This is a genomic window from Enterobacter cloacae complex sp. 418I7 (assembly GCF_050030705.1).
Classification (GTDB): Bacteria; Pseudomonadota; Gammaproteobacteria; order Enterobacterales; family Enterobacteriaceae; genus Enterobacter; species Enterobacter intestinihominis.
Map to the genome: position 1 here is coordinate 3,764,611 of NZ_JBLGUU010000001.1, position 21,498 is coordinate 3,786,108.

A 21,498-nucleotide genomic window follows, 5' to 3' on the forward strand; every position below is an offset into this window, starting at 1 on the left:
CTCCATGTTGCGAAGAGTGCCCTGTTAACAGGGCTCATGCCAGCAAGCTTAGCGGGTCTTGTTCAGATGTCCATAAGACAACGCTTAGTTGAACAATCCCTGTACGTGATGAATGCCCTCTTTCGCCAGCTGGAAGGCAATAAACCACATCACCAGCCCCACCAGGGTATTGATAATGCGCTGCGCTTTGGCGGTACGCAGTCGTGGTGCCAGCCATGCCGCCAGGATCGCAAGACCAAAGAACCAGAGGAAGGAGGCGCTGACCGTACCGAGCGCAAACCAGCGTTTGGGCTCAACGTCCAGCTGTCCACCCAGGCTGCCGAGCACCACGAACGTATCAAGATAAACGTGCGGGTTAAGCCATGTCACGGCGAGCATGGTGACGATAATCTTCCAGCGCCCTTGCTTCATCACTTCGGCGCTCGCCAGCTCAAGATTGCTGCTCATGGCCGTTTTCAGGGCGCCAAACCCGTACCACAGCAGAAACGCTACGCCGCCCCAGGTAACCAGTGCCAGCAGCCACGGCGACTGCATCAACAGGGCGCTGCCGCCAAAAATCCCGGCGCAAATCAACAGCAGATCGCTCACCGCGCACAGCAAGGCAATCATCAGATGGTACTGACGGCGGATGCCCTGATTCATCACGAACGCATTTTGTGGACCAAGGGGAAGGATCATGGCCGCACCTAACGCAAGCCCTTGAAAATAGTAAGATAACATAACGTAATTCTCGCAGAGTTGTCCTGGGGCAGACTATACTGCGGGAACGACATTAGAGGAAATGGATAATATTAATTGGGGATTAGCGGGGCTAATAAAAGAAAAGCCCGGTGTCGCTGACGCTTACCGGGCCTACGGAGACGTTACTCTGCTTCTTTGACTTTTTTGACGTTTACGTCCATCTGCGGGTACGGGAAGCTGATGCCGTTAGCATCGAAGTCACGCTTAATGCGCTCCAGCACATCCCAGTATACGTTTTGCAGATCGCTGCTTTTGCTCCAGATGCGCACCACAAAATTAATGGATGATGCGCCCAGTTCATTCAGACGAACGGTCTGCTCGCGGTCCTTCAGAATACGGTCATCTGAAGCAATGATGTTGGTAATCAGAGACTTCACCTGATCGATATCGGAATCGTACGCCACGCTGATGATCAGCTCGTTACGACGCACCGGCTCGCGGGAGAAGTTAATGATATTGCCGGCAATGATTTTCCCGTTCGGTACCACCACAATACGACCGTCGACAGTACGCAGAGTGGTAGAGAAAATCTGTACCTGCAACACGGTACCCGCGATCCCGCCTAAATCCACGTATTCACCGGAACGGAACGGACGGAAGGTTACCAGCAGTACGCCCGCCGCCAGGTTCGACAGCGAACCCTGTAATGCCAGACCAATGGCCAGACCGGCAGCACCGAGCACAGCGATGACGGATGCCGTCTGCACGCCGACACGCCCCAGCGCCGCAATCAGCGTAAAGGCGATGATGCCGTAACGCACCAGCGCGGAGAGGAAATCGGCGACCGTGGCGTCAATGTGTCGTGCAACCATCACCCGGTTGACCGCGTTCGATACGATACGCGCCACGATCATCCCGACAATGATGATGGCAATAGCGGCAACAATATTCACAGCGTAGCTCAGCAGTAGCGCCTGGTTGCGCACCAGCCAGTTACCCGCGTGATTGATGCTGTCTACAACATCAAGTTGTTCCATTTATTCTTCCTTTTGCTAAACCAAAACACAAAATCTATCCCTTAAGGGGACAGGCAGGTCAGTAAAGGGTAAACAAAAAGAGCGGGTAATGCCAAACAGATCACAAAATCAGGTATTGCAGGATATTGAAAAAGCATAAAAAAAGGCCCGCATTTGCGGGCCTTCTGATGTGCTGTCAGCAGTTCAAATTACAGAACGTCAACCGCGTTCAGTTCTTTGAAAGCCTGCTCCAGACGAGTAATCATAGAAGTCTGGGCAGCGCGCAGCCATACGCGTGGATCGTAGTATTTCTTGTTCGGCTGGTCTTCGCCTTTCGGGTTGCCCAGCTGACCTTGCAGGTAAGCTTCGTTGGTTTTGTAGTATTGCAGGATACCGTCCCAGGTTGCCCACTGGGTGTCGGTATCGATGTTCATTTTCACTACGCCGTAGCTTACGGAATCTTTGATTTCCTGAGCAGAAGAACCGGAACCGCCGTGGAAGACGAAGTTCAGGCTGTTGTGCGGCAGGTTGTGTTTCTTAGACACATATTCCTGAGAATCACGCAGGATGGTCGGGGTCAGAACCACGTTACCTGGCTTGTACACGCCGTGCACGTTACCGAAGGATGCTGCGATGGTGAAGCGTGGGCTGATTTTGCTCAGCTCGGTGTAAGCGTAATCAACGTCTTCTGGCTGAGTGTACAGAGCAGAAGCGTCCATGTGGCTGTTGTCCACACCGTCTTCTTCACCGCCGGTGCAACCCAGTTCGATTTCCAGGGTCATGCCCATTTTGGACATACGCGCCAGGTACTTAGAGCAGATCTCGATGTTTTCTTCCAGAGACTCTTCGGACAGGTCGATCATGTGAGAAGAGAACAGTGGCTTACCGGTTGCTGCGAAGTGTTTTTCACCTGCGTCCAGCAGACCGTCGATCCATGGCAGCAGTTTTTTCGCGCAGTGGTCAGTGTGCAGGATAACCGGAACACCGTAGTGCTCAGCCATCTGGTGAACATGATGTGCGCCAGAGATAGCACCCAGGATAGCAGCGCCCTGAGGAACGTCAGTTTTCACGCCTTTACCTGCGATAAACGCAGCGCCGCCGTTAGAGAACTGAACGATAACCGGTGCTTTAACTTTTGCAGCGGTTTCCAGTACGGCGTTGATGGAGTCGGTACCTACGCAGTTAACTGCTGGCAGAGCGAAGTTGTTTTCTTTAGCTACCTGGAACACTTTCTGTACGTCATCACCAGTGATAACGCCAGGTTTTACGAAATCAAAAATTTTAGACATGTTGCTTAGTCCTGTATCTTCGGCCGTTAGAAAAGGTGCGAGCTCTGATAAGCGCGCTGAAAATTGGGCAGGTTTCCCTGCCCCTGAATGGCTTACTTCTTAGCGCGCTCTTCGAGCATTGCTACTGCTGGCAGGACTTTGCCTTCCACGAATTCGAGGAATGCGCCGCCACCAGTGGAGATGTAGGAGATCTTGTCAGCGATACCGAACAGGTCGATAGCTGCCAGGGTGTCACCACCGCCTGCGATAGAGAACGCTTCGCTGTCTGCGATAGCGTTAGCCACGATTTCAGTCCCTTTGCGGAAGTTCGGGAATTCGAACACGCCGACAGGACCGTTCCACAGGATAGTTTTTGCGTTTTTCAGAATTTCAGCCAGTTTCTGTGCAGAAACGTCGCCCAGGTCCAGAATCTGCTCTTCATCTTTGATGTCATTAACAGATTTAAGGGTTGCGGTAGCAGTTTCGGAGAACTCGGTCGCCACGCGAACGTCAGTTGGAACCGGGATATCACAGGTGCTCAGCAGACGTTTGGCTTCGTCAACCAGATCCGCTTCGTAAAGGGATTTACCCACGTTGTGGCCTTGCGCAGCAACGAAGGTGTTCGCGATACCACCGCCAACGATCAGCTGGTCAGCAATTTTGGACAGAGAATCCAGAACGGTCAGTTTGGTAGAAACTTTAGAACCACCAACGATAGCGACCATCGGACGAGCAGGTTCTTTCAGTGCTTTACCCAGAGCTTCCAGTTCGTCAGCCAGCAGTGGACCTGCACAGGCGACGTCTGCGAATTTACCGATACCGTGGGTAGAAGCCTGCGCACGGTGAGCCGTACCGAATGCATCCATCACGAATACGTCGCACAGCGCAGCGTATTTTTTGGACAGGGTTTCGTCGTCTTTCTTTTCGCCTTTGTTGAAGCGAACGTTTTCCAGAACAACCAGCTCACCTTCGGCAACTTCCACGCCGTCCAGGTAATCTTTCACCAGGCGAACCGGGCTGGACAGTTTGTCTTTCAGGTAATTAACAACCGGCAGCAGAGAGAACTCTTCGTTGTACTCGCCTTCAGTTGGACGGCCCAGGTGGGAGGTGACCATCACTTTAGCGCCCTGCTTCAGAGCCAGTTCAATGGTTGGCAGAGATGCACGGATACGCGCGTCGCTGGTCACTTTGCCATCTTTAACCGGTACGTTCAGATCGGCACGGATGAAAACGCGTTTACCTGCCAGATCCAGATCGGTCATCTTAATTACAGACATGGTGAATCCTCTCGTTGATTCTTAAAGTTTTGCAAGCGCAAGGTGCGCTCTACCTGAAACCTTTTGCGGCCATGGCTAACGTGGTGTCGAGCATTCGGTTAGCAAAGCCCCATTCGTTATCACACCAGACCAGCGTCTTGATGAGGTGCGCACCACTGACTCGCGTCTGCGTGCCATCCACGATGGCGCTGTGCGGGTCGTGGTTAAAATCTACTGAGACCAACGGTAATTCCGTATAGTCAACTATACCATGAAATGCTCCCTGTGCCGCTTTTTGCAGCAACAGGTTGACTTCACAGGCTTTTACCGGTTTTTTCACCGTCACGCTAAGATCGATTGCGGTGACGTTTATCGTCGGGACGCGCACGGCAATCGCTTCGAAACGGTCGTTAAACTGCGGGAAAATACGCGTGATCCCGGCAGCCAGTTTCGTATCCACCGGAATGATGGACTGGCTCGCCGCGCGAGTGCGTCGTAAATCCGGATGGTAGGCGTCGATAACCTGCTGATCGTGCATGGCGGAGTGAATCGTGGTCACGGTACCGGATTCAATGCCATACGCATCGTCTAACAGTTTAATGACCGGAATAATGCAGTTGGTGGTACAGGAGGCGTTGGAGACAATGCGGTGTTCAGCCTGCAGCTCGTGCTGGTTAACACCAAACACGACGGTGGCGTCGAGGTCGTGACTGCCGGGATGGGAGAACAGCACTTTTTTCGCGCCAGCATTCAGATGCGCTTCGCCATGTTCACGGTTACCGTACACGCCGGTACAGTCCAGCACCACATCCACACCCAGTTCGCGCCAGGGCAGCTCTTCAATACTGTTCTCATGCAGCACGCGGATGGCATCGTCACCGACGAACAGCTGTTCCCTTTCCTGGCGAACGTCCCAGGCAAAGCGACCGTGGCTGGTGTCATATTTCAACAAATGCGCCATGCCCGCAGCATCCGCCAGTTCATTGATTGCCACCACGGTGATTTCCGCACGACGCCCGGATTCATATAAAGCACGAACCACGTTGCGCCCGATGCGACCGAAGCCATTAATCGCTACGCGTACGGTCATAGATCTCCTGCAAAGCTATCCCTGAGTTTGAGGTGGCTGAAAGAGTAATCCAGCGACGCCCGAAGGGGAATCCTTGCTGTCACAAACTGCGATTGATTGGTCAATTGTCGAACATTTAATCGACTGAAACGCTTCAGCAAGAATAAGCGAATCGGGGAATAAAAGGAATCTCTGTCCAGATGAATAAGCGAGCTATATGACTTGCATCACATTTTCGGTGGAATAATTTACAGAGCAGTTACATGTCTGAGGAATCGTGCATACAAAAAAGCCGGGTGGCGCTAACGCTTACCCGGCCTACATTTTATGCCATTTGTAGGCCCGGTAAGCGTTAGCGCCACCGGGCAAAAAGGCAATTACAGCAGTTCTTTCGCCTTAGCGACAACGTTCTCAACGGTGAAGCCAAACTCTTCAAACAGCTGTTCAGCCGGCGCAGACTCACCAAACGTGGTCATACCGACGATAGCGCCGTTCAGGCCAACGTATTTGAACCAGTAGTCAGCGATACCCGCTTCCACTGCCACGCGAGCGGAGACCGCTTTAGGCAGTACGGATTCGCGGTACGCGGCATCCTGCTTGTCGAACGCATCGGTAGATGGCATAGAAACCACACGCGCTTTCACGCCTTCAGCAGTCAGTTTTTCCCATGCGGCAACGGCCAGTTCAACTTCAGAACCGGTCGCGATAAAGATCAGCTCAGGCTGGCCCGCGCAATCTTTCAGCACGTAACCACCGCGGGCGATGTTTGCCAACTGCTCTGGGGTACGCTCCTGCTGCGCCAGGTTCTGACGGGAGAGGATCAGCGCGGTCGGGCCGTCCTGACGCTCAACGCCGTATTTCCACGCCACCGCAGATTCAACCTGGTCACATGGACGCCATGTGCTCATGTTCGGGGTCACGCGCAGGGAAGCCACCTGCTCTACCGGCTGGTGAGTTGGACCATCTTCGCCCAGACCGATGGAGTCGTGGGTGTAGACCATCACCTGACGCTGTTTCATCAGCGCAGCCATACGCACGGCGTTACGTGCATATTCTACGAACATCAGGAAGGTAGAGGTGTACGGCAGGAAACCACCGTGCAGAGCGATACCGTTGGCAATCGCGGTCATACCGAATTCACGTACACCATAATGGATGTAGTTACCGGCAGTGTCTTCGTTGATTGGCTTAGAGCCAGACCACAGGGTCAGGTTAGATGGCGCCAGGTCAGCGGAGCCGCCGAGGAATTCTGGAAGCAGAGGACCAAACGCTTCGATCGCATTCTGAGACGCTTTACGGCTGGCGATTTTAGACGGGTTCGCCTGCAACTTCGCAATGAACTCGTTCGCTTTCGCGTCGAAGTCAGACGGCATGTCGCCTTTCATACGACGGGTGAATTCAGCCGCTTCCTGTGGGAAGGCTTTCGCGTAAGCCGCGAACTTCTCGTTCCAGGCTGCTTCTTTCGCCTGGCCCACTTCTTTCGCATCCCACTGCGCGTAGATTTCAGATGGGATTTCGAAGGCAGGGTGTTTCCAGCCAAGCGCTTCACGGGTCAGTGCGATTTCCGCGTCGCCCAGTGGTGCGCCGTGGGAGTCGTGAGTGCCCGCTTTGTTCGGAGAACCGAAGCCGATGATGGTTTTGCACATCAGCAGGGACGGTTTGTCGGTCACGGCGCGCGCTTCTTCTACGGCACGTTTAATCGAGTCAGCATCGTGGCCATCAACGCCGCGCACAACGTGCCAGCCGTAGGCTTCGAAACGTGCGGCGGTGTCGTCAGTGAACCAGCCTTCAACGTGACCGTCGATGGAGATGCCGTTGTCGTCGTAGAACGCAACCAGTTTACCCAGCTTCAGGGTGCCTGCCAGGGAGCACACTTCGTGAGAAATGCCTTCCATCATGCAGCCGTCGCCCAGGAACGCATAGGTGAAGTGGTCAACGATGTCGTGGCCAGGACGGTTGAACTGTGCCGCCAGGGTCTTCTCAGCAATCGCCATACCCACGGCATTCGCAATGCCCTGACCCAGCGGACCGGTAGTGGTTTCAACGCCAGCGGTGTAGCCCACTTCCGGGTGACCTGGAGTTTTGGAGTGCAGCTGACGGAAATTTTTCAGCTCTTCGATTGGCAGATCGTAGCCAGTGAGGTGCAGCAGGCTGTAGATCAGCATAGAGCCATGGCCGTTAGACAGCACGAAACGGTCGCGGTCTGCCCATGCCGGGTTCTGCGGGTTGTGGTTAAGGAAATCACGCCACAGGACTTCGGCGATGTCAGCCATGCCCATAGGGGCGCCCGGGTGGCCGGATTTGGCTTTCTGTACTGCGTCCATGCTCAGCGCACGAATAGCATTAGCAAGCTCTTTACGTGAGGACATTTTAACTCCAGATCGGACTGTTAAAGGCCATGCCCTTGACGACAGCGCGTTTTGGGCTACGCCGGAAAAAAGTGCCAACAATGTAACCCAAGCCGCAGGGCATGTACATGGACCATTCTTTTGCAGCTTAAGAAATCTCTGGATCATGCTCGCATGTTGCGCAATCTACTCGCCCGCCCCTGTAGATATTCCTTATACTTAGCCCGACACCGGCTTCGTTGACGGTGCATTTTTCGGAATTAATTCAGATTAACGAGTACGGAAGCAACATCATGAAAATGCGTGCAATTGGGCTGGCTGTGGGAACAACGCTCCTGCTAAGCGGCTGTCAGAATATGGATTCTAACGGCCTGATGACCTCAGGCGCAGAAGCTTTTCAGGCCTACTCATTGAGCGATGCGCAGGTGAAAGCGCTGAGCGACGAGGCCTGTAAGGATATGGATGGAAAAGCTACGCTTGCCCCGGCAAACAGCACCTACACGCAGCGTCTGAACAAGATTGCTTCCGCGCTGGGCGACAACATTAACGGTCAGCCGGTGAACTACAAGGTGTATATGGCGAAAGACGTCAACGCCTTCGCGATGGCTAACGGCTGTATCCGCGTTTACAGCGGCCTGATGGACATGATGACCGACAACGAAGTGGAAGCGGTGATCGGCCATGAAATGGGTCACGTTGCTCTCGGTCACGTGAAGAAAGGGATGCAGGTTGCGCTGGGCACCAATGCCGTGCGTGCTGCGGCGGCCTCTGCGGGCGGCATTGTCGGCAGCCTGTCCCAGTCGCAGCTAGGCGACGTGGGTGAGAAACTGGTTAACTCCCAGTTCTCCCAGCGTCAGGAGTCGGAAGCGGATGACTACTCTTACGATCTGTTGCGCAAACGCGGCATCAATCCATCGGGTTTAGCCACCAGCTTCGAAAAACTGGCGAAACTGGAGGAAGGCCGTCAAAGCTCCATGTTTGACGATCACCCGGCCTCCGTTGAACGCGCGCAGCATATCCGTGACCGCATGGCGGCAGACGGAATTAAATAAAACTTCGGCCCGGTGCGCGCCGCGCTACCGGGCAACAAGGCTCAATCAGTACAGCGTTTTCTGTGGCGGCCCGGCAAACTTCAGGGCGCCAATCTGCCCCATCCGCACTTCTACCACCGACGGCCCCGGCATCGCCAGCGCTTCCGTCATCACCGCATCAAAATCCTCAGTCCGCTCAACGCTCCAGGCCTGTAGCCCAATCGCCTGCGCCAGCAGGGTAAAGTCCGGTGTATGCAGCGCGTTATAATACTGACGCCCGCCAAAATATTTATCCTGAATACCGCGCATTACGCCGTAGCCCCCGTCGTTCATGATGAGCAGCGTCACGTTGGCTTTCTCCTGCGCCAGCGTCGCCAGCTCGCCTAAATTGAGGCTCAGGCCGCCGTCGCCCACCAGTCCCACCACCTTACGCTGCGGGTTGGCAATCGCGGTGCCGATGGCCATCGGCAGTCCCATACCAATCGCCCCGGCGAGAGAGTGAATGTTCAGCAGCGGGCCGTTAGCCCTGAACAGGCGGCTACCCCACAGGCTGCCGGACACGGTGATATCGCGCACCAGCAGGCCGTCTTTCGGCAAGGCTTTTTCTATGGCGTCGTTAAGCTTCGCATAGGCGCCGCACTGCTCGCGCAGCCCCTGCTCAGCTTGCCCGACCGCCTGCTGCACCTGCATATCCCACTGGGCGTTGCCCCACTCGCGGCCCTGCACTTTTTTAGCCAGCGCGCCAAGCAGCGCTGAACAATCGGCTATCAACGTGCTATCCATCAAGTAGTTACGGCTGGCTGCCGCCGGGTCGATATCAATCTGCACGCGCGGGGACGGCAGCTCAAGCGTCCAGGAGCGGGTTTCGTTGCTGCGCAGACGTGAACCGGCCACCAGCGTAAAATCACACTGCGCAATCAGCGCCTCCACCGACGGCGAGTTGTGGAACGCCCGCAGGCTGGCGCGGTGGTCGTCCGGCAGCACGCCGCGCGCGTGGGTGCTGGAAATCACGGTGATGCCCGCATCCGCCAGTTTTTTCACCGCCTCAGCGCTTCCCAGCGCCCCGCCGCCCAGCCACAGCAGCGGCTGTTTCGCCTGTTTGAGTTGCGCCCACAGCGCGTCAACCATCCCGGTATCCACGGCTGGAACCGATGCCGGTTTGACCGGGGCGGTTACCAGCGACAGCGGAATTTTGGCGCCCTGAATATCAATCGGGATTTCCACCGAAACCGGTCCGCACGGCGGGGTCTGCGCGTCCTGGATGGCTTTATGCAGAATGGCTATCGCCTGATTCGCATTGCTGATACGGTACGCCCGTTTTGAGCTGGCCTTCAGGAAGGTCAGCTGATCGCGGGTTTCATGGATAAACCCGGTGTCGGCGTCCAGCCAGGCTTTCTCTACCTGCCCGGTTAAATGCAGCAGCGGCGTGCAGGCATTCATCGCTTCCACCAGCGCGCCTACCGCGTTCCCGGCCCCCGCGCCGGTGCTGGTCAGCGCCACGCCGAGGCCGGAAAAGCGCCCGTGAGCATCGGCCATGGTGACGGAACCGGCTTTACCGCGCGCGGGTACAAAGCGGATATTACCCCGCTGCCCAACCGCATCCGCTATCGGCAGGTTGTGAATGGAGATGACGCCGTAGATGGCCTCAACCTGATACTGCTCCAGCGTTCTGGCGATGGCGTCGCCGACGGTTATCATTTCGCTCATTGCTCACCCTTTCTCAGTCGCACCAGTGGTTGACGCTGTTACCCGTCGCCAGATAAATGCTCTTTTGTTGCATCCAGGCTTTCAGCCCCTGGATACCCTTCTCGCGGCCCAGACCGCTCTCTTTAAAGCCCCCGAACGGGGTCGAAATCGCAAAAACTTTGTAGGTGTTGATCCACACCGTGCCTGCCTCCAGCTGCTCGCTGAGACGCAGGGCGCGCCCGGTATCGCGCGTCCAGATCCCCGCCGCCAGGCCGTAAACCGAGTCGTTCGCCTCGCGAATAAGCGCCGCTTCATCGCCAAACGGCATCGCCACCAGCACCGGGCCGAAGATCTCTTCCTGACATGCGCGGGCGCTGTTGTGTAGCCCTTCGATAATGGTTGGCTGGAAGAAGCTGCCGTTTGCCAGAGCGGGATCGGCGGGGATCTCGCCGCCGCACAGCACGCGGCCCCCTTCCCGCTTCGCAAGTTCGACGTACTCGATCACGCTCTGGCGATGTTTCTCGCCGATCAGCGGTCCTACATGCACGCCGTCGGTAAACGGATGCCCGACGCGCAGCCCGCGAGTTAATTCCAGCAGCCTCGCCATCAGCGGGGCGTAAATACTCTCGTGGATAAACAGCCGCGATCCGGCGATGCACGCCTGCCCCGCCGAGCTGAAAATGCCGTAGCAGATCCCACGCGCCGCCTGTTCGATATCGGCATCCTCCAGCACGATAGTCGGCGATTTGCCGCCCAGCTCCAGCGAGGCCGGGATCAGTTTTTCCGCCGCCACGTGCGCCAGATGACGGCCCGTAGTGGTTCCGCCGGTAAAGGAAATTTTGCGCACGCGAGGATGACGCGCCAGCGCATCACCAATCACCGAGCCTTTGCCCGGCAGCACGCTCAGCAGCCCGGCGGGCAGCCCGGCCTGTTCAAAAATCCGCGCCAACTCCAGCGCCATCAGCGGCGTGGCTTCGGCGGGCTTGAGGATCACCGCGTTCCCGGCGGCAATCGCCGGTGCGACCTTCTGCATTTCGCTGGCAATCGGCGAGTTCCACGGCGTGATGGCCGCTACCACGCCAAGGGGCTCGTAGCGGCTCAGCGTCAGCAGATCCGGCTGGCGCGGTGTCGGAAGTTCCCCTTCCAGCAGCTCGCAGGCGGCGGCAAAGTAGCGCGCCGTTCCCGCCGCGCTCATCACCAGCCCGCACGCTTCCGCCAGCGGCTTGCCGTTATCCCGGCTCTGCATCTGCGCCAGTTCATCCACACGGGATTCAATAAGATCCGCCACCTTGTGCAGGATCTTCGCCCGCACGTGCGGAAGGCTGTTACGCCAGGCTGGATCGCGCCAGGCGCGCTCTCCGGCGTCTACCGCCTCCTCCAGGTCATCCAGACTGGCGGCGTTCAGCGTCGCATTGATCGACCCGTCTGCCGGGAAGTGGCTCTGCATCGGGTTACCTCCGCCGTGTCGCCACTGGCCGCCGATAAAAATCTTCAGATCGTCCATCGTCACTCCTCAGCTCAGGGCCAGCTCGCGGCAGGCGCGCACCGCGCTCAGTGCCGCCAGGGTGGAGGTTTTAGGGTTAGACGCCAGCGGCAGTCCGCTCAGCTCCAGATGGAATTCGCCAAACAGCCCTTCGACGTGCAGCGTGTGGGTGTTACGTTTCGTTGCCGGGTCAACCATCAGCTGCACGCGGGTGTCATCCATCCCGACGCCGCCGAGCGCCACGGTCGCCGCTACGTTGGCGTTCGCCGGGAACAGCCGCGCCGCCTCGCGGGCGCTGCCTTCAAAAAAGACCTCTGCCTCTGACACCGCATTCAGATCGATAAGCTGCTCGGCATAGCTGCCGCGCCAGCTGGCCGGGCTTTTGCGCGACTGATAGGTGACGCGCTCAAGCCCACCCTCTTTCGCTGCCGCCAGCCCGTCGATACCGGCCACTGCACCGGAAAGCAGAGTCAGTTTTCCGCCCGCGGCGAGCAGACGCTGCTCCAGCGCGCTGTCCGCCAGCGCGCCGGTGGAAATGACGGCCAGATGCCAGCCGCGACGCAGGATCTCTTCCCCGTACTGGGCCACCGCCTGCTGGCTGGCGCATTCCAGCACCAGATCCGGCGTTTGCGCGCACGCCATCGGCGACGTCAGCGCCTCGACCGCATCGCCAAACTGGTCGTGAATGGCGGCATGGTGAGATGCGCGCGCCACGATCCAGCCGATAGCCACACCGGCGGGCAGGCGCTCAATCACCGCCTGCGCCATGGCACCAAAACCAATCAACATTACCTTTTTCATGATGCGTCCTTACAGATGGCGACAGAAGCCGCCGGAAACGTCCAGCGCGGCGCCGGTGGTAAACGAGGCCAGCGGCGAGGCGAGGAACAGCAGCGCCTGCGCGGGCTCCTGCGGCCTGCCGAGGCGCGCCATTGGAATGCCGCGCTTGCGCGCGATATCCGCCGTCCACTCCGGCCAGCTCTGGCTTTTGTCCGCCCGATTTTCAAAGCGGCGCAGCCACTGCCCGGACTCCACCATGCCGAGCAAAATGGAATTGACGCGAATGCCTTTACCCACCAGCTCTTTCGAGAGCGTCAGCGTCATGTTCAGCAGCGCGGCACGAGCGGCAGAGGTGGCGATCATGTGCTCCTCCGGCTGTAGCGCCAGCAGGGAGTTGACGCAGGTAATAGAGGCAATGTCTGACTGCTCCAGCAGCGGCTGAAACCCCTGCACCGGATTGATGACGCCAAACAGCTTCAGCTCTGCCTCGTGCAGCCACGCCTCGCGCGGGGTGTCATGGAAGTGCGCCACGTAGCCCTGCCCGGCGTTGTTGATCAGCAGGTCCGCCGCGCCAAAGCGCGCCTGCACCGCATCCGCAAAGGCCTGAACCTCGTCGGCGTTCAGCACGTCGCAGCGGTAAGAAAAAATCTCCCCGTGGGGGAATTCGTTTTGCAGCGTCGCATGGGCGCTGGCGAGCCGATCCGGGTCACGGCCGCAGAAGGCGACTTTCGCCCCTTCACCCAGCAGCAGGCGCAGCGTTTCAAAGCCAATGCCAGAAGAACCGCCGGTGACTACCGCTACGCGCCCGTCAATTTGTGCATTCATCGCGCACCTCTTCGTTAATGCGTAAAAGCTGTTGGTTGAAAAACACGTCGTTATCGAGATAGCTGGCGTGCCCGGCCTGCGGAATGGTGGTAAACGGCATGCCGTAGCGCAGCGCCAGCCCCTGCACCAGTTCGGGCTGCGTTATCGCGTCCTGCTCGCCGCACCAGACTTCAAACGTGCCGGAGTATCGTTTAAGCCAGCCGTGAATGTCGTCATGCGCCAGCAACCACGCGGCGGCAAGGTAGCCTTCCGGGCGCAGCGTGCGCATGCCCGCCGCGACGGTGGCGATATCTTCCGCGCGCGCGCCGGGGCGCAGCAGCTTCGCGGCACGGGTCTGGGCGAGGATTTCGCCGCCCAACGCCATCTGCTGCTCGCGGTTGCGCCAGACCTGCTCCCGCTGCTCCGGCGCGGCATTGCCGTAGCCCTGCGCAGCGTCGGCCAGTACAAGATGAATGACGCGATCCGGGAACTTCGCCGCAAAGGCACTTGCGACCAGTGCCCCCAGGGAATGGCCCACCAGCACCGCCTGCCAGACACCGGCGCGATCCAGCATCGCCGCCAGCACGTCGGCGTAATCCCCCGCGTTTGCCCGCGCGACGGCCAGCATCGGGCTTTCGCCATAACCGGGCATGTCCCACGCCAGCACGCGAAAACCGTTCAGCGCCATCTGCTTGTGCCAGGACGCAGCGCCAGAGCTGATCCCGTGTAGCAGCATCAGCGGAATGCCGCTTCCCTGTTCACGAAAACCCGTCATGGCGCCCCCTTAGTTCCGCTTCACTTTCGAGAGCGGATGGTCGGACGGATAGGTCGGGATTTCCGGCTTGTTGGTTCCCAGCATGACGCACATCAGCGCCTCTTCTTCCCCGTGGTTAAACAGGCCGCGATAGATGCCCGGCGGGACGGAGATCAGGTCACGCTCGCGCAGCACGGTTTCGGTGTAGTTGTCGCCGTCCTGGATCATCAGCGTGATCTGCCCCTTGAGCATGAAGAACACCTCTTCCACGTCGTCGTGCAGGTGCAGCGGCCCTTCGCACTTCGACGGCAGTACCATGGTGGAGAAGGTAAAATGGTCCGCCTGCACGGTATTGGTGTCGTTCGCCACGCCGGTTGCGCCGGTGCCGATGTAGCGCATCTGCGCCCGGCGGTATTTCGGGTCAAAATCGGCCTGGAACTTCAGCGCGTTCCAGTCGTATTTACGGCCTTCGAAGCGCGCGATGCGCGACTCGACCCACTCCTCCATCGTCAGATGGTCAGGTTTGATGCCCGTTTTGTGGGTTACGGTTGAATCAGTCATGACACTCTCCTCAGTAACGTCTCAGCAGCGGCAGTAACAGGACGCAGCCCACCGCCGCCATCACCGCCAGAAAAATCAGCCCGGAATCCATGCTGTGGGTGAAGGCGATAAGCGCGCCCATCACCGCCGGCGACAGCGCGCCTGCAAAGTTTCCCAGCCCGTTGAAAATGCCGCCCGCCGTGGCGCTCACCCGGGGATGGGTGGCCTTCGCCAGCAGGGCGAAAATGTTGGGCGCGCCGGTGCCCCACATAAAGGTGCTGAAGCTCATCGCCGCGATGACGGCGAGCGGGGTATCGAGGTGCATCACCGCCGCCAGCCCCACCGCCGCCCCCGCCATCGAGATAAAGCAGGCCGCCGCGCGCTTATCGACCCTGTCCGAGAGCCACGCGCCAATCACCTCGCCCGCCAGCATGGCGATGAACGGCATCGACGACAGCCAGCCTGCATGCTCCAGGTGGATGCCTTTGCCTTTGATCAGGTAGCCCGGCAGCCAGCCGTTGATGCCCCACAGGTAGGTCAGGAACGCGATGTTAAAGATGCAGATGATCCAGAAGTGCGGGCTGACGAACAGCTCGCGCCGCGCCGCGCGCCGCTCGTCCTGAGACGCCTGCGAAGTGCCGGGTTTAGCCTCCAGACGGATCCCGCGCAGGCCGATGCGCACAAAGATAAGCACCGGCACGGTAAGCATGGCCATGACAAAGAAGGTGCTCTGCCAGCCGAAGGTGTTCAGCAGCCAGAGGGAGAGCGGGAAGCCAATTGCCGCCCCTACCGATGTGCCCAGCAGCCACAGCATGGTGGCGCGCGCCTGTAAATGCTGCGGGAAGTTGTGGCGCACGATGGCGAAAGCCAGCGGGAACAGCGGCCCTTCCGCCACGCCCAGCAGGATGCGCAGGACGATCATCAGCGTGTAGTTATGGGTAAAGCCCATCGCCACCATCAGCACGCACCACACAGCCATCATCCCGGTGAGCAGGCGCAGCGGCGCAATTTTGTCGCCTAAACCGCTCAAAAATACCGACGAAAAGCCGTAGCTCAGCAGGAAGGCGCTCATCAATATGCCGAGGCGCGTGGTGTCGAAATCAATGCCCATCGCCTGCTGGAAATGGGTATCCGAAAAGAGCGCCGCGATGCTGATTTTGTCGAAAAACGCCAGCAGCACGCAGGCCAGCAGCGACAGCGGGATGGCCCAGCGCACCGCTTTTTCGGGCGTGCGGGTCCCCTCACCGCTCGCCTCAACCGGCGCGGTGTTCGTCTCTAGTGTGGTCATCTCTCCCCCTACGGGTGCGGGTTAGCTATCGCAGTGACATCAGTGAAAATGTCGGGTCGGCAAGCGGTACGTTCGACAGATCCCGCCCCGCCGCCATCCAGCGCTTCGCCAGCTTGACGGTGCGCGCATCGTTGAACGCCACCAGCTGCGTCAGCCGCCCGTTTTCATCCAGCGAGAAGAACAGCGCATCTTCACGCACTATCGTTTTACTCTCCGGCTGCGGAATACCGAGGATCTGAATATTGTGCTGATATTGATCCGACCACAGCCACGGCGCGTCGTCGTAACCTGGCGCATCGGGGTTGAGCACCGCTTTCGCCGTCGCCACTGCCTGATTCTGGGCGAAGGCCCAGGACTGGATGCACAGGCCGTAGTGATGGTGCTGGGCCACATCGCCAGCGGCAAAGATGAATGGATCCGAGGTGCGTCCCTGGGCATCCACCACGATCCCGCGCCCGGTTTTCAGCCCCGCATCAAGCGCCAGCTCCAGATTGAGATCGACGCCGATCCCGACCACGACCGCATCAAAGGTTTCACGGTTGCCGTCGCAGTGGATGACCGGCAGTCCGCCGTCGTCCTCCAGCTCCAGCGCGCCGCAACCGGTACGGATCTCCACCCCCTGCTCGCGGTGGATGGCCTCCAGGCGCTGGGACACCTCGCCGCTCACCGAGCGCATGCAGAGCGCAGGCTGCTGCTCGAACAGGGTGACCGCCACGCCGCTTTTCCGCGCGGAAGCGGCAATCTCAAGGCCAATCCAGCCGCCGCCGATAATCGCCAGTTTGTGACTTTCCGACAGGCGACTTTTCAGGCGCTGCGCGTCCTGCCAGTGGCGCAGGGTGTAGACCTGCGGATGGCTGGCCCACGCCTGCGAAGGCAGGCGCGCCCGCCCGCCGGTAGCGATTAAAAGGATGTTGTAACTAAGACATTCGCCGTTGCTTAAACGCACGATTTTCTCTTCACGATCGACTGATTCAGCACGCAGCGGGCGGTACCAGATCAGGTTCAGCGCCTGCTGCGCTTCTTCGCTAAACAGCCGCGGAAGCGCGGAGTCCGGCTCCAGCAGAGACGCTTTTGACAGCGGCGGCCGCTCGTAGAAATCCCATTCCTCTTCCGCCACCACGCAAATCTCGCCGTCGAAGCCCTCGTCACGCAGGGTTTTCGCCGCCCAGCCGCCCGCCTGGCCGCCGCCGATAATGACAATGCGCGATGTCATACCGCCTCCGGCTTTTTCTGCTGACGGCGCGTGTCGTGGTCAATCCCGCCCTCCACCGCCCATTCGGTAAAGGAGACCAGGGAGTGCTCCAGCTCGCGCGGCTGCCAGTTTTCGGTCAGGTAGTCGTCGTTGGTGTAATACTCAAACGCGCCGCCGGTCGGGCTGTTGACGTACCAGAAGTACGCCGACGACACCGGATGACGGCCCGGCCCGATAAAGGTGCTCCAGTCATGTTTATTCATCGCGATACCGCCGCCGATCACCTCGTGGATGTCGCGCACGGTGAAGGCCACGTGGTTAAGGCCGCGCTTGCGGTTCGGCAGTTGCAGCAGGAACAGGTTGTGATGGCCGCCACGCGCCCCGCAGCGCAGGAACACGGCGCGGTTGATATAGCGATCCGAGACCTGGAAGCCGAGCACCTCGCGGTAGAATTTCTCCACTGCCGCCAGCTCTTCCACGAAGAACACCACATGCCCCACGTTGATCGGCTGGGCGCGATCGTAAACCGGGCTGGGCGTGTCGATACGGCGGGTGTCGCCCCACTGGTTTATTGGCTCGACGTTAAGCTCCACGTCGGTCTGCTGGGTCACCTGCACGCGCAGCGTCATGCCGTTCGGATCCAGGCATTCCAGCGCGTCGCCCACTTCACGAAAACCTGGCTGTTGCGCCAGCTTCGGGCGCAGCGCATCCAGCTCAGACTGGCTGGCAACCGCCCAGGTCATGCGGCGCAGAGTGTTGCCCGCTTCAAACGCGGGCGGCAGGTCGGGGCTGTCGATCGGGTTAAGCTCCACGCGCGCGCCGCTCAGGGTGGTGAAACGCTGGCCGCTGGCATCGCCCGTCAGGCCAAAATCACGCATAAATTTGGCGCAGTGCGTCAGGTCTTCCACACCAAATTCCAGCTTTTCAATTCCGGTTATACTCATCGTTCGTTGCCTCATCTGGCCCAGATTGGGCGTAAAACATGCCCGACGCAGTCAAGCGCCTGACGTTAACTCACTGATTTAACTGGCCTGTGACAGATACCCTAAGAAGCCAGAAATTTTATCCGCCGCAAGGCGAACCTCGTTTTGCAGGCGCTCGCGGTCGCTCAGTGGGATCTCCTCCGACGGCACCAGAATGCTGACCACCGCCGCCACGCGGCCGCTTCGGTCATACACCGGGTAGACGATGGAAGAGATGCCGTGGCGGAAGAAGGATTCGCCGATGACATACCCGCGGGCTTTGTCCTGCTGCACCATCTGCCACAGGGCTTCGCGGTCGTGAAGCTGCCCCGGCGTGTTGCCCGGCAGGCGCTCATGCGGGAACAGCTGTTCGAAATCAGCGCGGGAAATATCGGTCAACAGCATGCGGCCCAGCGAGGTGCAGTGCACCGGCAGACGGGTACCAATGCTGACCTGGTTGATACGCGACCCGGCGGCGCTGACGCGGGCGATATAGATAATGTCGCGCCCGTCGCGGATCGCCAGATGGCTGCTGCACTGGCTCACGTCGCGCAATTGCTCGATCACCGGCTGGCCGACCTGCGCCACGTCCAGCGAGGCGATGTACTCAAAGCCAAGACGCAGCACGTTCATGCCCAGCGAAAAGGTATTGGTGCGCGTGTTGCGCTCCAGAAATCCCATGTACTCCAGCGTCTGTACCACGCGATAGGCGGTGGCCTTCGGCATATCCACCAGCCGATGCAGTTCGGCAAAGGTCAGATCGCGATGCTGCTCGCCAAAGGCCAACAGCAGCTGTAAACCGCGCTCCAGCCCCGGCACCAGATACTTCACTTCCTGATCGTTTGCCATCATCGCCCTACCTTAGTTAAATACAAAACCGCCGTTGACCGGGATCAGCTGTCCGGTGATGAACCGCGACAGATCGCTTAACAGCCAGACCACGCTGCCGGTGACGTCTTCCGGCTGCTGTGCCCCGGTTAACGCGCGGCCGTTTTCGTAGAGCTGATGCCGTTCGGCGGGGACATATTCCGTCGCCTCGACGCGGGTTAGCCCCGGCGCGATGGCGTTAATGCGTATACGCTTTTCACCCAGTTCGCGCGCCATTGACCGGGTCATGGCAATCACGGCGCCCTTGCTGGCGACGTAGGCCATCAGGCGCGGCGCGCCCCACAGCGCGGTGTCGGACGCGACGTTCACGATGCCCGCCCCCCCCTCGCGCAGCAGCGGCACCGCGGCGCGCGTTACCAGCCAGGTGCCTTTGACATTGACGCTCATCACCCGATCCCAGAGATCCGGATCGTAATCGAGCATATTTTTGCCGCCGACGCCCGTCGCCATCGCCGCGTTGTTTACCAGGCCGTCAATCAGCCCTGCTTCGCCAATCGCGCTGAACACCTGCTCAATGGACTGCGGATCGGCCAGATCGATAACGTGCGATTCGATCGCATATCCCCGCTCGCTCAGCCGGTGGGCGCTCTCGGCCAGCTCGCCTTTGAGGATGTCGCACATCACCACCGCCGCGCCCTGCTCCGCGCAGGCCTGGGAAAAGTGGTAGCCCAGCCCGCGCGCGGCGCCGGTTATGACGATGCGCTTACCGCTCAGCAGCCCGTTCATCAGGCGGCCCCCTGCTGTGCTTCACGCATCGCCAGCTGCTCTTTGGCGGCCTTTTGCATCATGCGACGCAGGCGCGAGAGGCCAACGTCGTGCTGATACAGGTATTCATGATCGCGGGCGTTTGGCGCCAGGCTCTCCAGCACCACGCGGTCCTGCTCCAGCACTTCCCAGTGCAGTTTTTCCAGACGGTTGCGGTACATGAAGCGCCACATATCGCGCTGCCAGCCCTGCACCCGGCGAATGCGCCAGAAGAAGACGCGGCAGTTGTCGTTATCTTCCGGCACCACCATGCCGACGATAAAGAAGTGGCCGCCCGGCCCGAAACGCTTCTTGTACGGAATGGAGAGACGCATCCAGCAGGTGCCGCTGTTGCCCAGCTCCACCCAGTCGAAGTTGACGCCGCTCTGCCCTTTCTTCTCAAAGATAAAGCCGGTTTTGGTCGGCTGGAGCACCATGTCGGCCTTGCGATCCCCTTCCGCCATCGAGTGCGAGGAGGAGTGCAGATAGGTGCCGTGCATCGGGTCCATCACGTTTTCCAGCGCGTACTGGTAATTGCATTTCCACGCGGCGGTGCAGAGGAAGTTGCTGAAGCTGTCCGTGTCGGCGAGTTCATCCGGGAAGGTCAGTTCGTCCGGCTGCTGATCCGCGGTGACGCCAAACCAGAGGAAGATGGCGCCGTGCGCCTCCTGCACGTTATAGCTGCGCACGCACTGCTGGCCGACCAGCGGACATTTATCCACAGCGGGCACGTCTTTCACCTCGCCGTTGCCCGCCACCTCTACGCCGTGATACCAGCAGGCGATGCGGTCGCCGAGGTTCCAGCCCATCGACAGGCGCGCGCCGCGGTGCGGACAGCGGTCCTCCAGCGCCTGCACCTGGCCGTCTTTGTTGCGCCAGACCACAATCTGCTCGCCCAGGCGGGTGATGCCCACCGGCGCAGACTGCACTTCCCAGCTCGCCAGCACCGGATACCAGAGGCCGCGCAGGCCTGTATCCAGATAGTGTTGTACGGTCGTCGTCATCGCGTTGCCCTCAGTAGCCGTTAACCTGTAAGAATGCCTGGAAGCTGGCGTCGCTCCACGGCTCGCCCTGCTGGTCGTGCATGCGCACCGCGTTCAGCCCGTTTACCAGCTCCGGCAGGGTTTCAACGCCCTGTTCGAAGAGCTCTTCCAGCGTCGCAATCAGCTTCACCTCCCAGCTTTCCGGCTCACGGCTGCGGGTCTGCCAGATCAGGTTCTGGTACTCGCCCGGCTTGTGAATGGCGCCATTACCGCCCTCTGCCGGCGGGGTAAACTGGCGGCTTTCCGGCAGCGCCGGGTTGTAGTTCAGCGTGTCGCTCATGCCACGGTCTCCTCAACAAAGGTAATCTGAATCTGATTTTCAAAGACCCGAACCGGGTAACGGTTGAGGTTGCGTCCTCCGGGGCCGTGCAGACACTGGCCGGTTTTGACGTCGAACACCGCCTCGTGCAGCGGGCATTCCACCTTGCCGTCTTCTACGAAGCCCTGACTCAGCAGGGCATAGGCGTGGGGGCATACGTCTTCCAGCGCGTAATATTCACCGTCGATCAGGTAAACGCCGATCTCTTTCCCGTCGACGTTGCCGCTAAAAGGGAAATCTTCCTGTACTTGTTCTGCGTCACATACGCCTATCCAGCTCATCACGATCCTCCAGGCTTTTGTTTCATATATGAAACTCTGTTTCTTATTTAATACGGTCAATATAA

At 59.2% G+C, this 21,498-nt stretch carries 21 protein-coding genes; 1 reads left to right on the forward strand and 20 read right to left on the reverse strand.

All coding sequences use genetic code 11. From position 1 onward, the window contains the following. Nucleotides 1-84: 84 nt before the first annotated feature. The 6 genes from argO to tkt form a co-directional block, all read right to left on the reverse strand. Nucleotides 85-720 carry an arginine exporter ArgO gene (gene argO, locus ACQG0S_RS18110; RefSeq protein ID WP_003860085.1) on the reverse strand — a complete coding sequence of 212 codons (636 nt, stop codon included), beginning with the start codon at nucleotides 718-720 and terminating at the stop codon, nucleotides 85-87. Between the two features lie 143 nt (nucleotides 721-863). Then, the gene (locus ACQG0S_RS18115) at nucleotides 864-1,718 is read right to left on the reverse strand and encodes a small-conductance mechanosensitive channel MscS (protein WP_022649325.1); all 855 of its coding nucleotides are present in this window, start codon (nucleotides 1,716-1,718) and stop codon (nucleotides 864-866) included. Nucleotides 1,719-1,906: 188 nt separating this feature from the next. Beyond that, nucleotides 1,907-2,986, reverse strand: a complete 1,080-nt coding sequence (gene fbaA / locus ACQG0S_RS18120) for a class II fructose-bisphosphate aldolase (protein WP_017692704.1) — start codon at nucleotides 2,984-2,986, stop codon at nucleotides 1,907-1,909. A gap of 92 nt (nucleotides 2,987-3,078) precedes the next feature. Then, nucleotides 3,079-4,242 carry a phosphoglycerate kinase gene (gene pgk, locus ACQG0S_RS18125; protein WP_015571809.1) on the reverse strand — a complete coding sequence of 388 codons (1,164 nt, stop codon included), beginning with the start codon at nucleotides 4,240-4,242 and terminating at the stop codon, nucleotides 3,079-3,081. Between the two features lie 49 nt (nucleotides 4,243-4,291). After that, on the reverse strand, nucleotides 4,292-5,311 hold the full coding sequence (gene epd, locus ACQG0S_RS18130; protein ID WP_022649326.1) for an erythrose-4-phosphate dehydrogenase: 1,020 nt from the start codon (nucleotides 5,309-5,311) through the stop codon (nucleotides 4,292-4,294). Nucleotides 5,312-5,667: 356 nt separating this feature from the next. Then, the gene (gene tkt, locus ACQG0S_RS18135) at nucleotides 5,668-7,659 is read right to left on the reverse strand and encodes a transketolase (RefSeq protein ID WP_041908344.1); all 1,992 of its coding nucleotides are present in this window, start codon (nucleotides 7,657-7,659) and stop codon (nucleotides 5,668-5,670) included. A 272-nt stretch (nucleotides 7,660-7,931) separates the two neighbouring features. On the opposite strand from tkt, the gene ACQG0S_RS18140 reads away from it, so the two are divergent. After that, complete coding sequence (locus ACQG0S_RS18140) at nucleotides 7,932-8,690, forward strand: M48 family metallopeptidase (protein WP_003860073.1); 759 nt, start codon at nucleotides 7,932-7,934, stop codon at nucleotides 8,688-8,690. Nucleotides 8,691-8,735: 45 nt separating this feature from the next. Here ACQG0S_RS18140 and ACQG0S_RS18145 read toward each other — a convergent pair whose 3' ends face one another. The 14 genes from ACQG0S_RS18145 to ACQG0S_RS18210 form a co-directional block, all read right to left on the reverse strand. Beyond that, nucleotides 8,736-10,376 carry a thiamine pyrophosphate-binding protein gene (locus ACQG0S_RS18145; protein ID WP_426750663.1) on the reverse strand — a complete coding sequence of 547 codons (1,641 nt, stop codon included), beginning with the start codon at nucleotides 10,374-10,376 and terminating at the stop codon, nucleotides 8,736-8,738. A 13-nt stretch (nucleotides 10,377-10,389) separates the two neighbouring features. After that, complete coding sequence (locus ACQG0S_RS18150) at nucleotides 10,390-11,859, reverse strand: aldehyde dehydrogenase (protein WP_022649335.1); 1,470 nt, start codon at nucleotides 11,857-11,859, stop codon at nucleotides 10,390-10,392. A gap of 9 nt (nucleotides 11,860-11,868) precedes the next feature. Beyond that, entirely contained in the window at nucleotides 11,869-12,639 is a 771-nt protein-coding gene (locus ACQG0S_RS18155) for an aspartate dehydrogenase (RefSeq protein ID WP_032626138.1), read from the reverse strand. Between the two features lie 9 nt (nucleotides 12,640-12,648). Continuing rightward, nucleotides 12,649-13,443 carry an SDR family oxidoreductase gene (locus ACQG0S_RS18160; protein ID WP_045623025.1) on the reverse strand — a complete coding sequence of 265 codons (795 nt, stop codon included), beginning with the start codon at nucleotides 13,441-13,443 and terminating at the stop codon, nucleotides 12,649-12,651. Further along, entirely contained in the window at nucleotides 13,427-14,197 is a 771-nt protein-coding gene (locus ACQG0S_RS18165; protein ID WP_048966714.1) for an alpha/beta fold hydrolase, read from the reverse strand. Before ACQG0S_RS18165 ends, ACQG0S_RS18160 begins: the two co-directional genes overlap by 17 nt. A gap of 9 nt (nucleotides 14,198-14,206) precedes the next feature. Beyond that, complete coding sequence (locus tag ACQG0S_RS18170; RefSeq protein WP_022649339.1) at nucleotides 14,207-14,737, reverse strand: cupin domain-containing protein; 531 nt, start codon at nucleotides 14,735-14,737, stop codon at nucleotides 14,207-14,209. Between the two features lie 10 nt (nucleotides 14,738-14,747). Next, a complete protein-coding gene (locus ACQG0S_RS18175) occupies nucleotides 14,748-16,004 on the reverse strand; it encodes an MFS transporter (RefSeq protein ID WP_426750666.1) in 1,257 nt (418 codons plus the stop codon). A 25-nt stretch (nucleotides 16,005-16,029) separates the two neighbouring features. After that, a complete protein-coding gene (locus ACQG0S_RS18180; RefSeq protein WP_048966715.1) occupies nucleotides 16,030-17,217 on the reverse strand; it encodes an NAD(P)/FAD-dependent oxidoreductase in 1,188 nt (395 codons plus the stop codon). Further along, on the reverse strand, nucleotides 17,214-18,140 hold the full coding sequence (locus ACQG0S_RS18185) for a VOC family protein (protein WP_048966716.1): 927 nt from the start codon (nucleotides 18,138-18,140) through the stop codon (nucleotides 17,214-17,216). The genes ACQG0S_RS18180 and ACQG0S_RS18185 overlap by 4 nt, the downstream gene beginning before the upstream one ends. 78 nt (nucleotides 18,141-18,218) lie before the next feature. Further along, nucleotides 18,219-19,007, reverse strand: coding sequence for an IclR family transcriptional regulator (locus ACQG0S_RS18190; RefSeq protein WP_032671673.1), 789 nt, complete (start codon nucleotides 19,005-19,007; stop codon nucleotides 18,219-18,221). A gap of 12 nt (nucleotides 19,008-19,019) precedes the next feature. Then, nucleotides 19,020-19,772, reverse strand: a complete 753-nt coding sequence (locus ACQG0S_RS18195; protein ID WP_048966717.1) for an SDR family oxidoreductase — start codon at nucleotides 19,770-19,772, stop codon at nucleotides 19,020-19,022. Continuing rightward, nucleotides 19,772-20,794 carry an aromatic ring-hydroxylating oxygenase subunit alpha gene (locus tag ACQG0S_RS18200; RefSeq protein WP_048966718.1) on the reverse strand — a complete coding sequence of 341 codons (1,023 nt, stop codon included), beginning with the start codon at nucleotides 20,792-20,794 and terminating at the stop codon, nucleotides 19,772-19,774. The genes ACQG0S_RS18195 and ACQG0S_RS18200 overlap by 1 nt, the downstream gene beginning before the upstream one ends. Before the next feature lie 10 nt (nucleotides 20,795-20,804). Beyond that, nucleotides 20,805-21,113: a recombinase-like helix-turn-helix domain-containing protein gene (locus ACQG0S_RS18205; RefSeq protein ID WP_022649346.1), complete on the reverse strand. Its 309-nt coding sequence runs from the start codon at nucleotides 21,111-21,113 to the stop codon at nucleotides 20,805-20,807. Further along, the gene (locus tag ACQG0S_RS18210; protein ID WP_003860044.1) at nucleotides 21,110-21,433 is read right to left on the reverse strand and encodes a Rieske (2Fe-2S) protein; all 324 of its coding nucleotides are present in this window, start codon (nucleotides 21,431-21,433) and stop codon (nucleotides 21,110-21,112) included. Before ACQG0S_RS18210 ends, ACQG0S_RS18205 begins: the two co-directional genes overlap by 4 nt. Nucleotides 21,434-21,498: the final 65 nt, after the last annotated feature.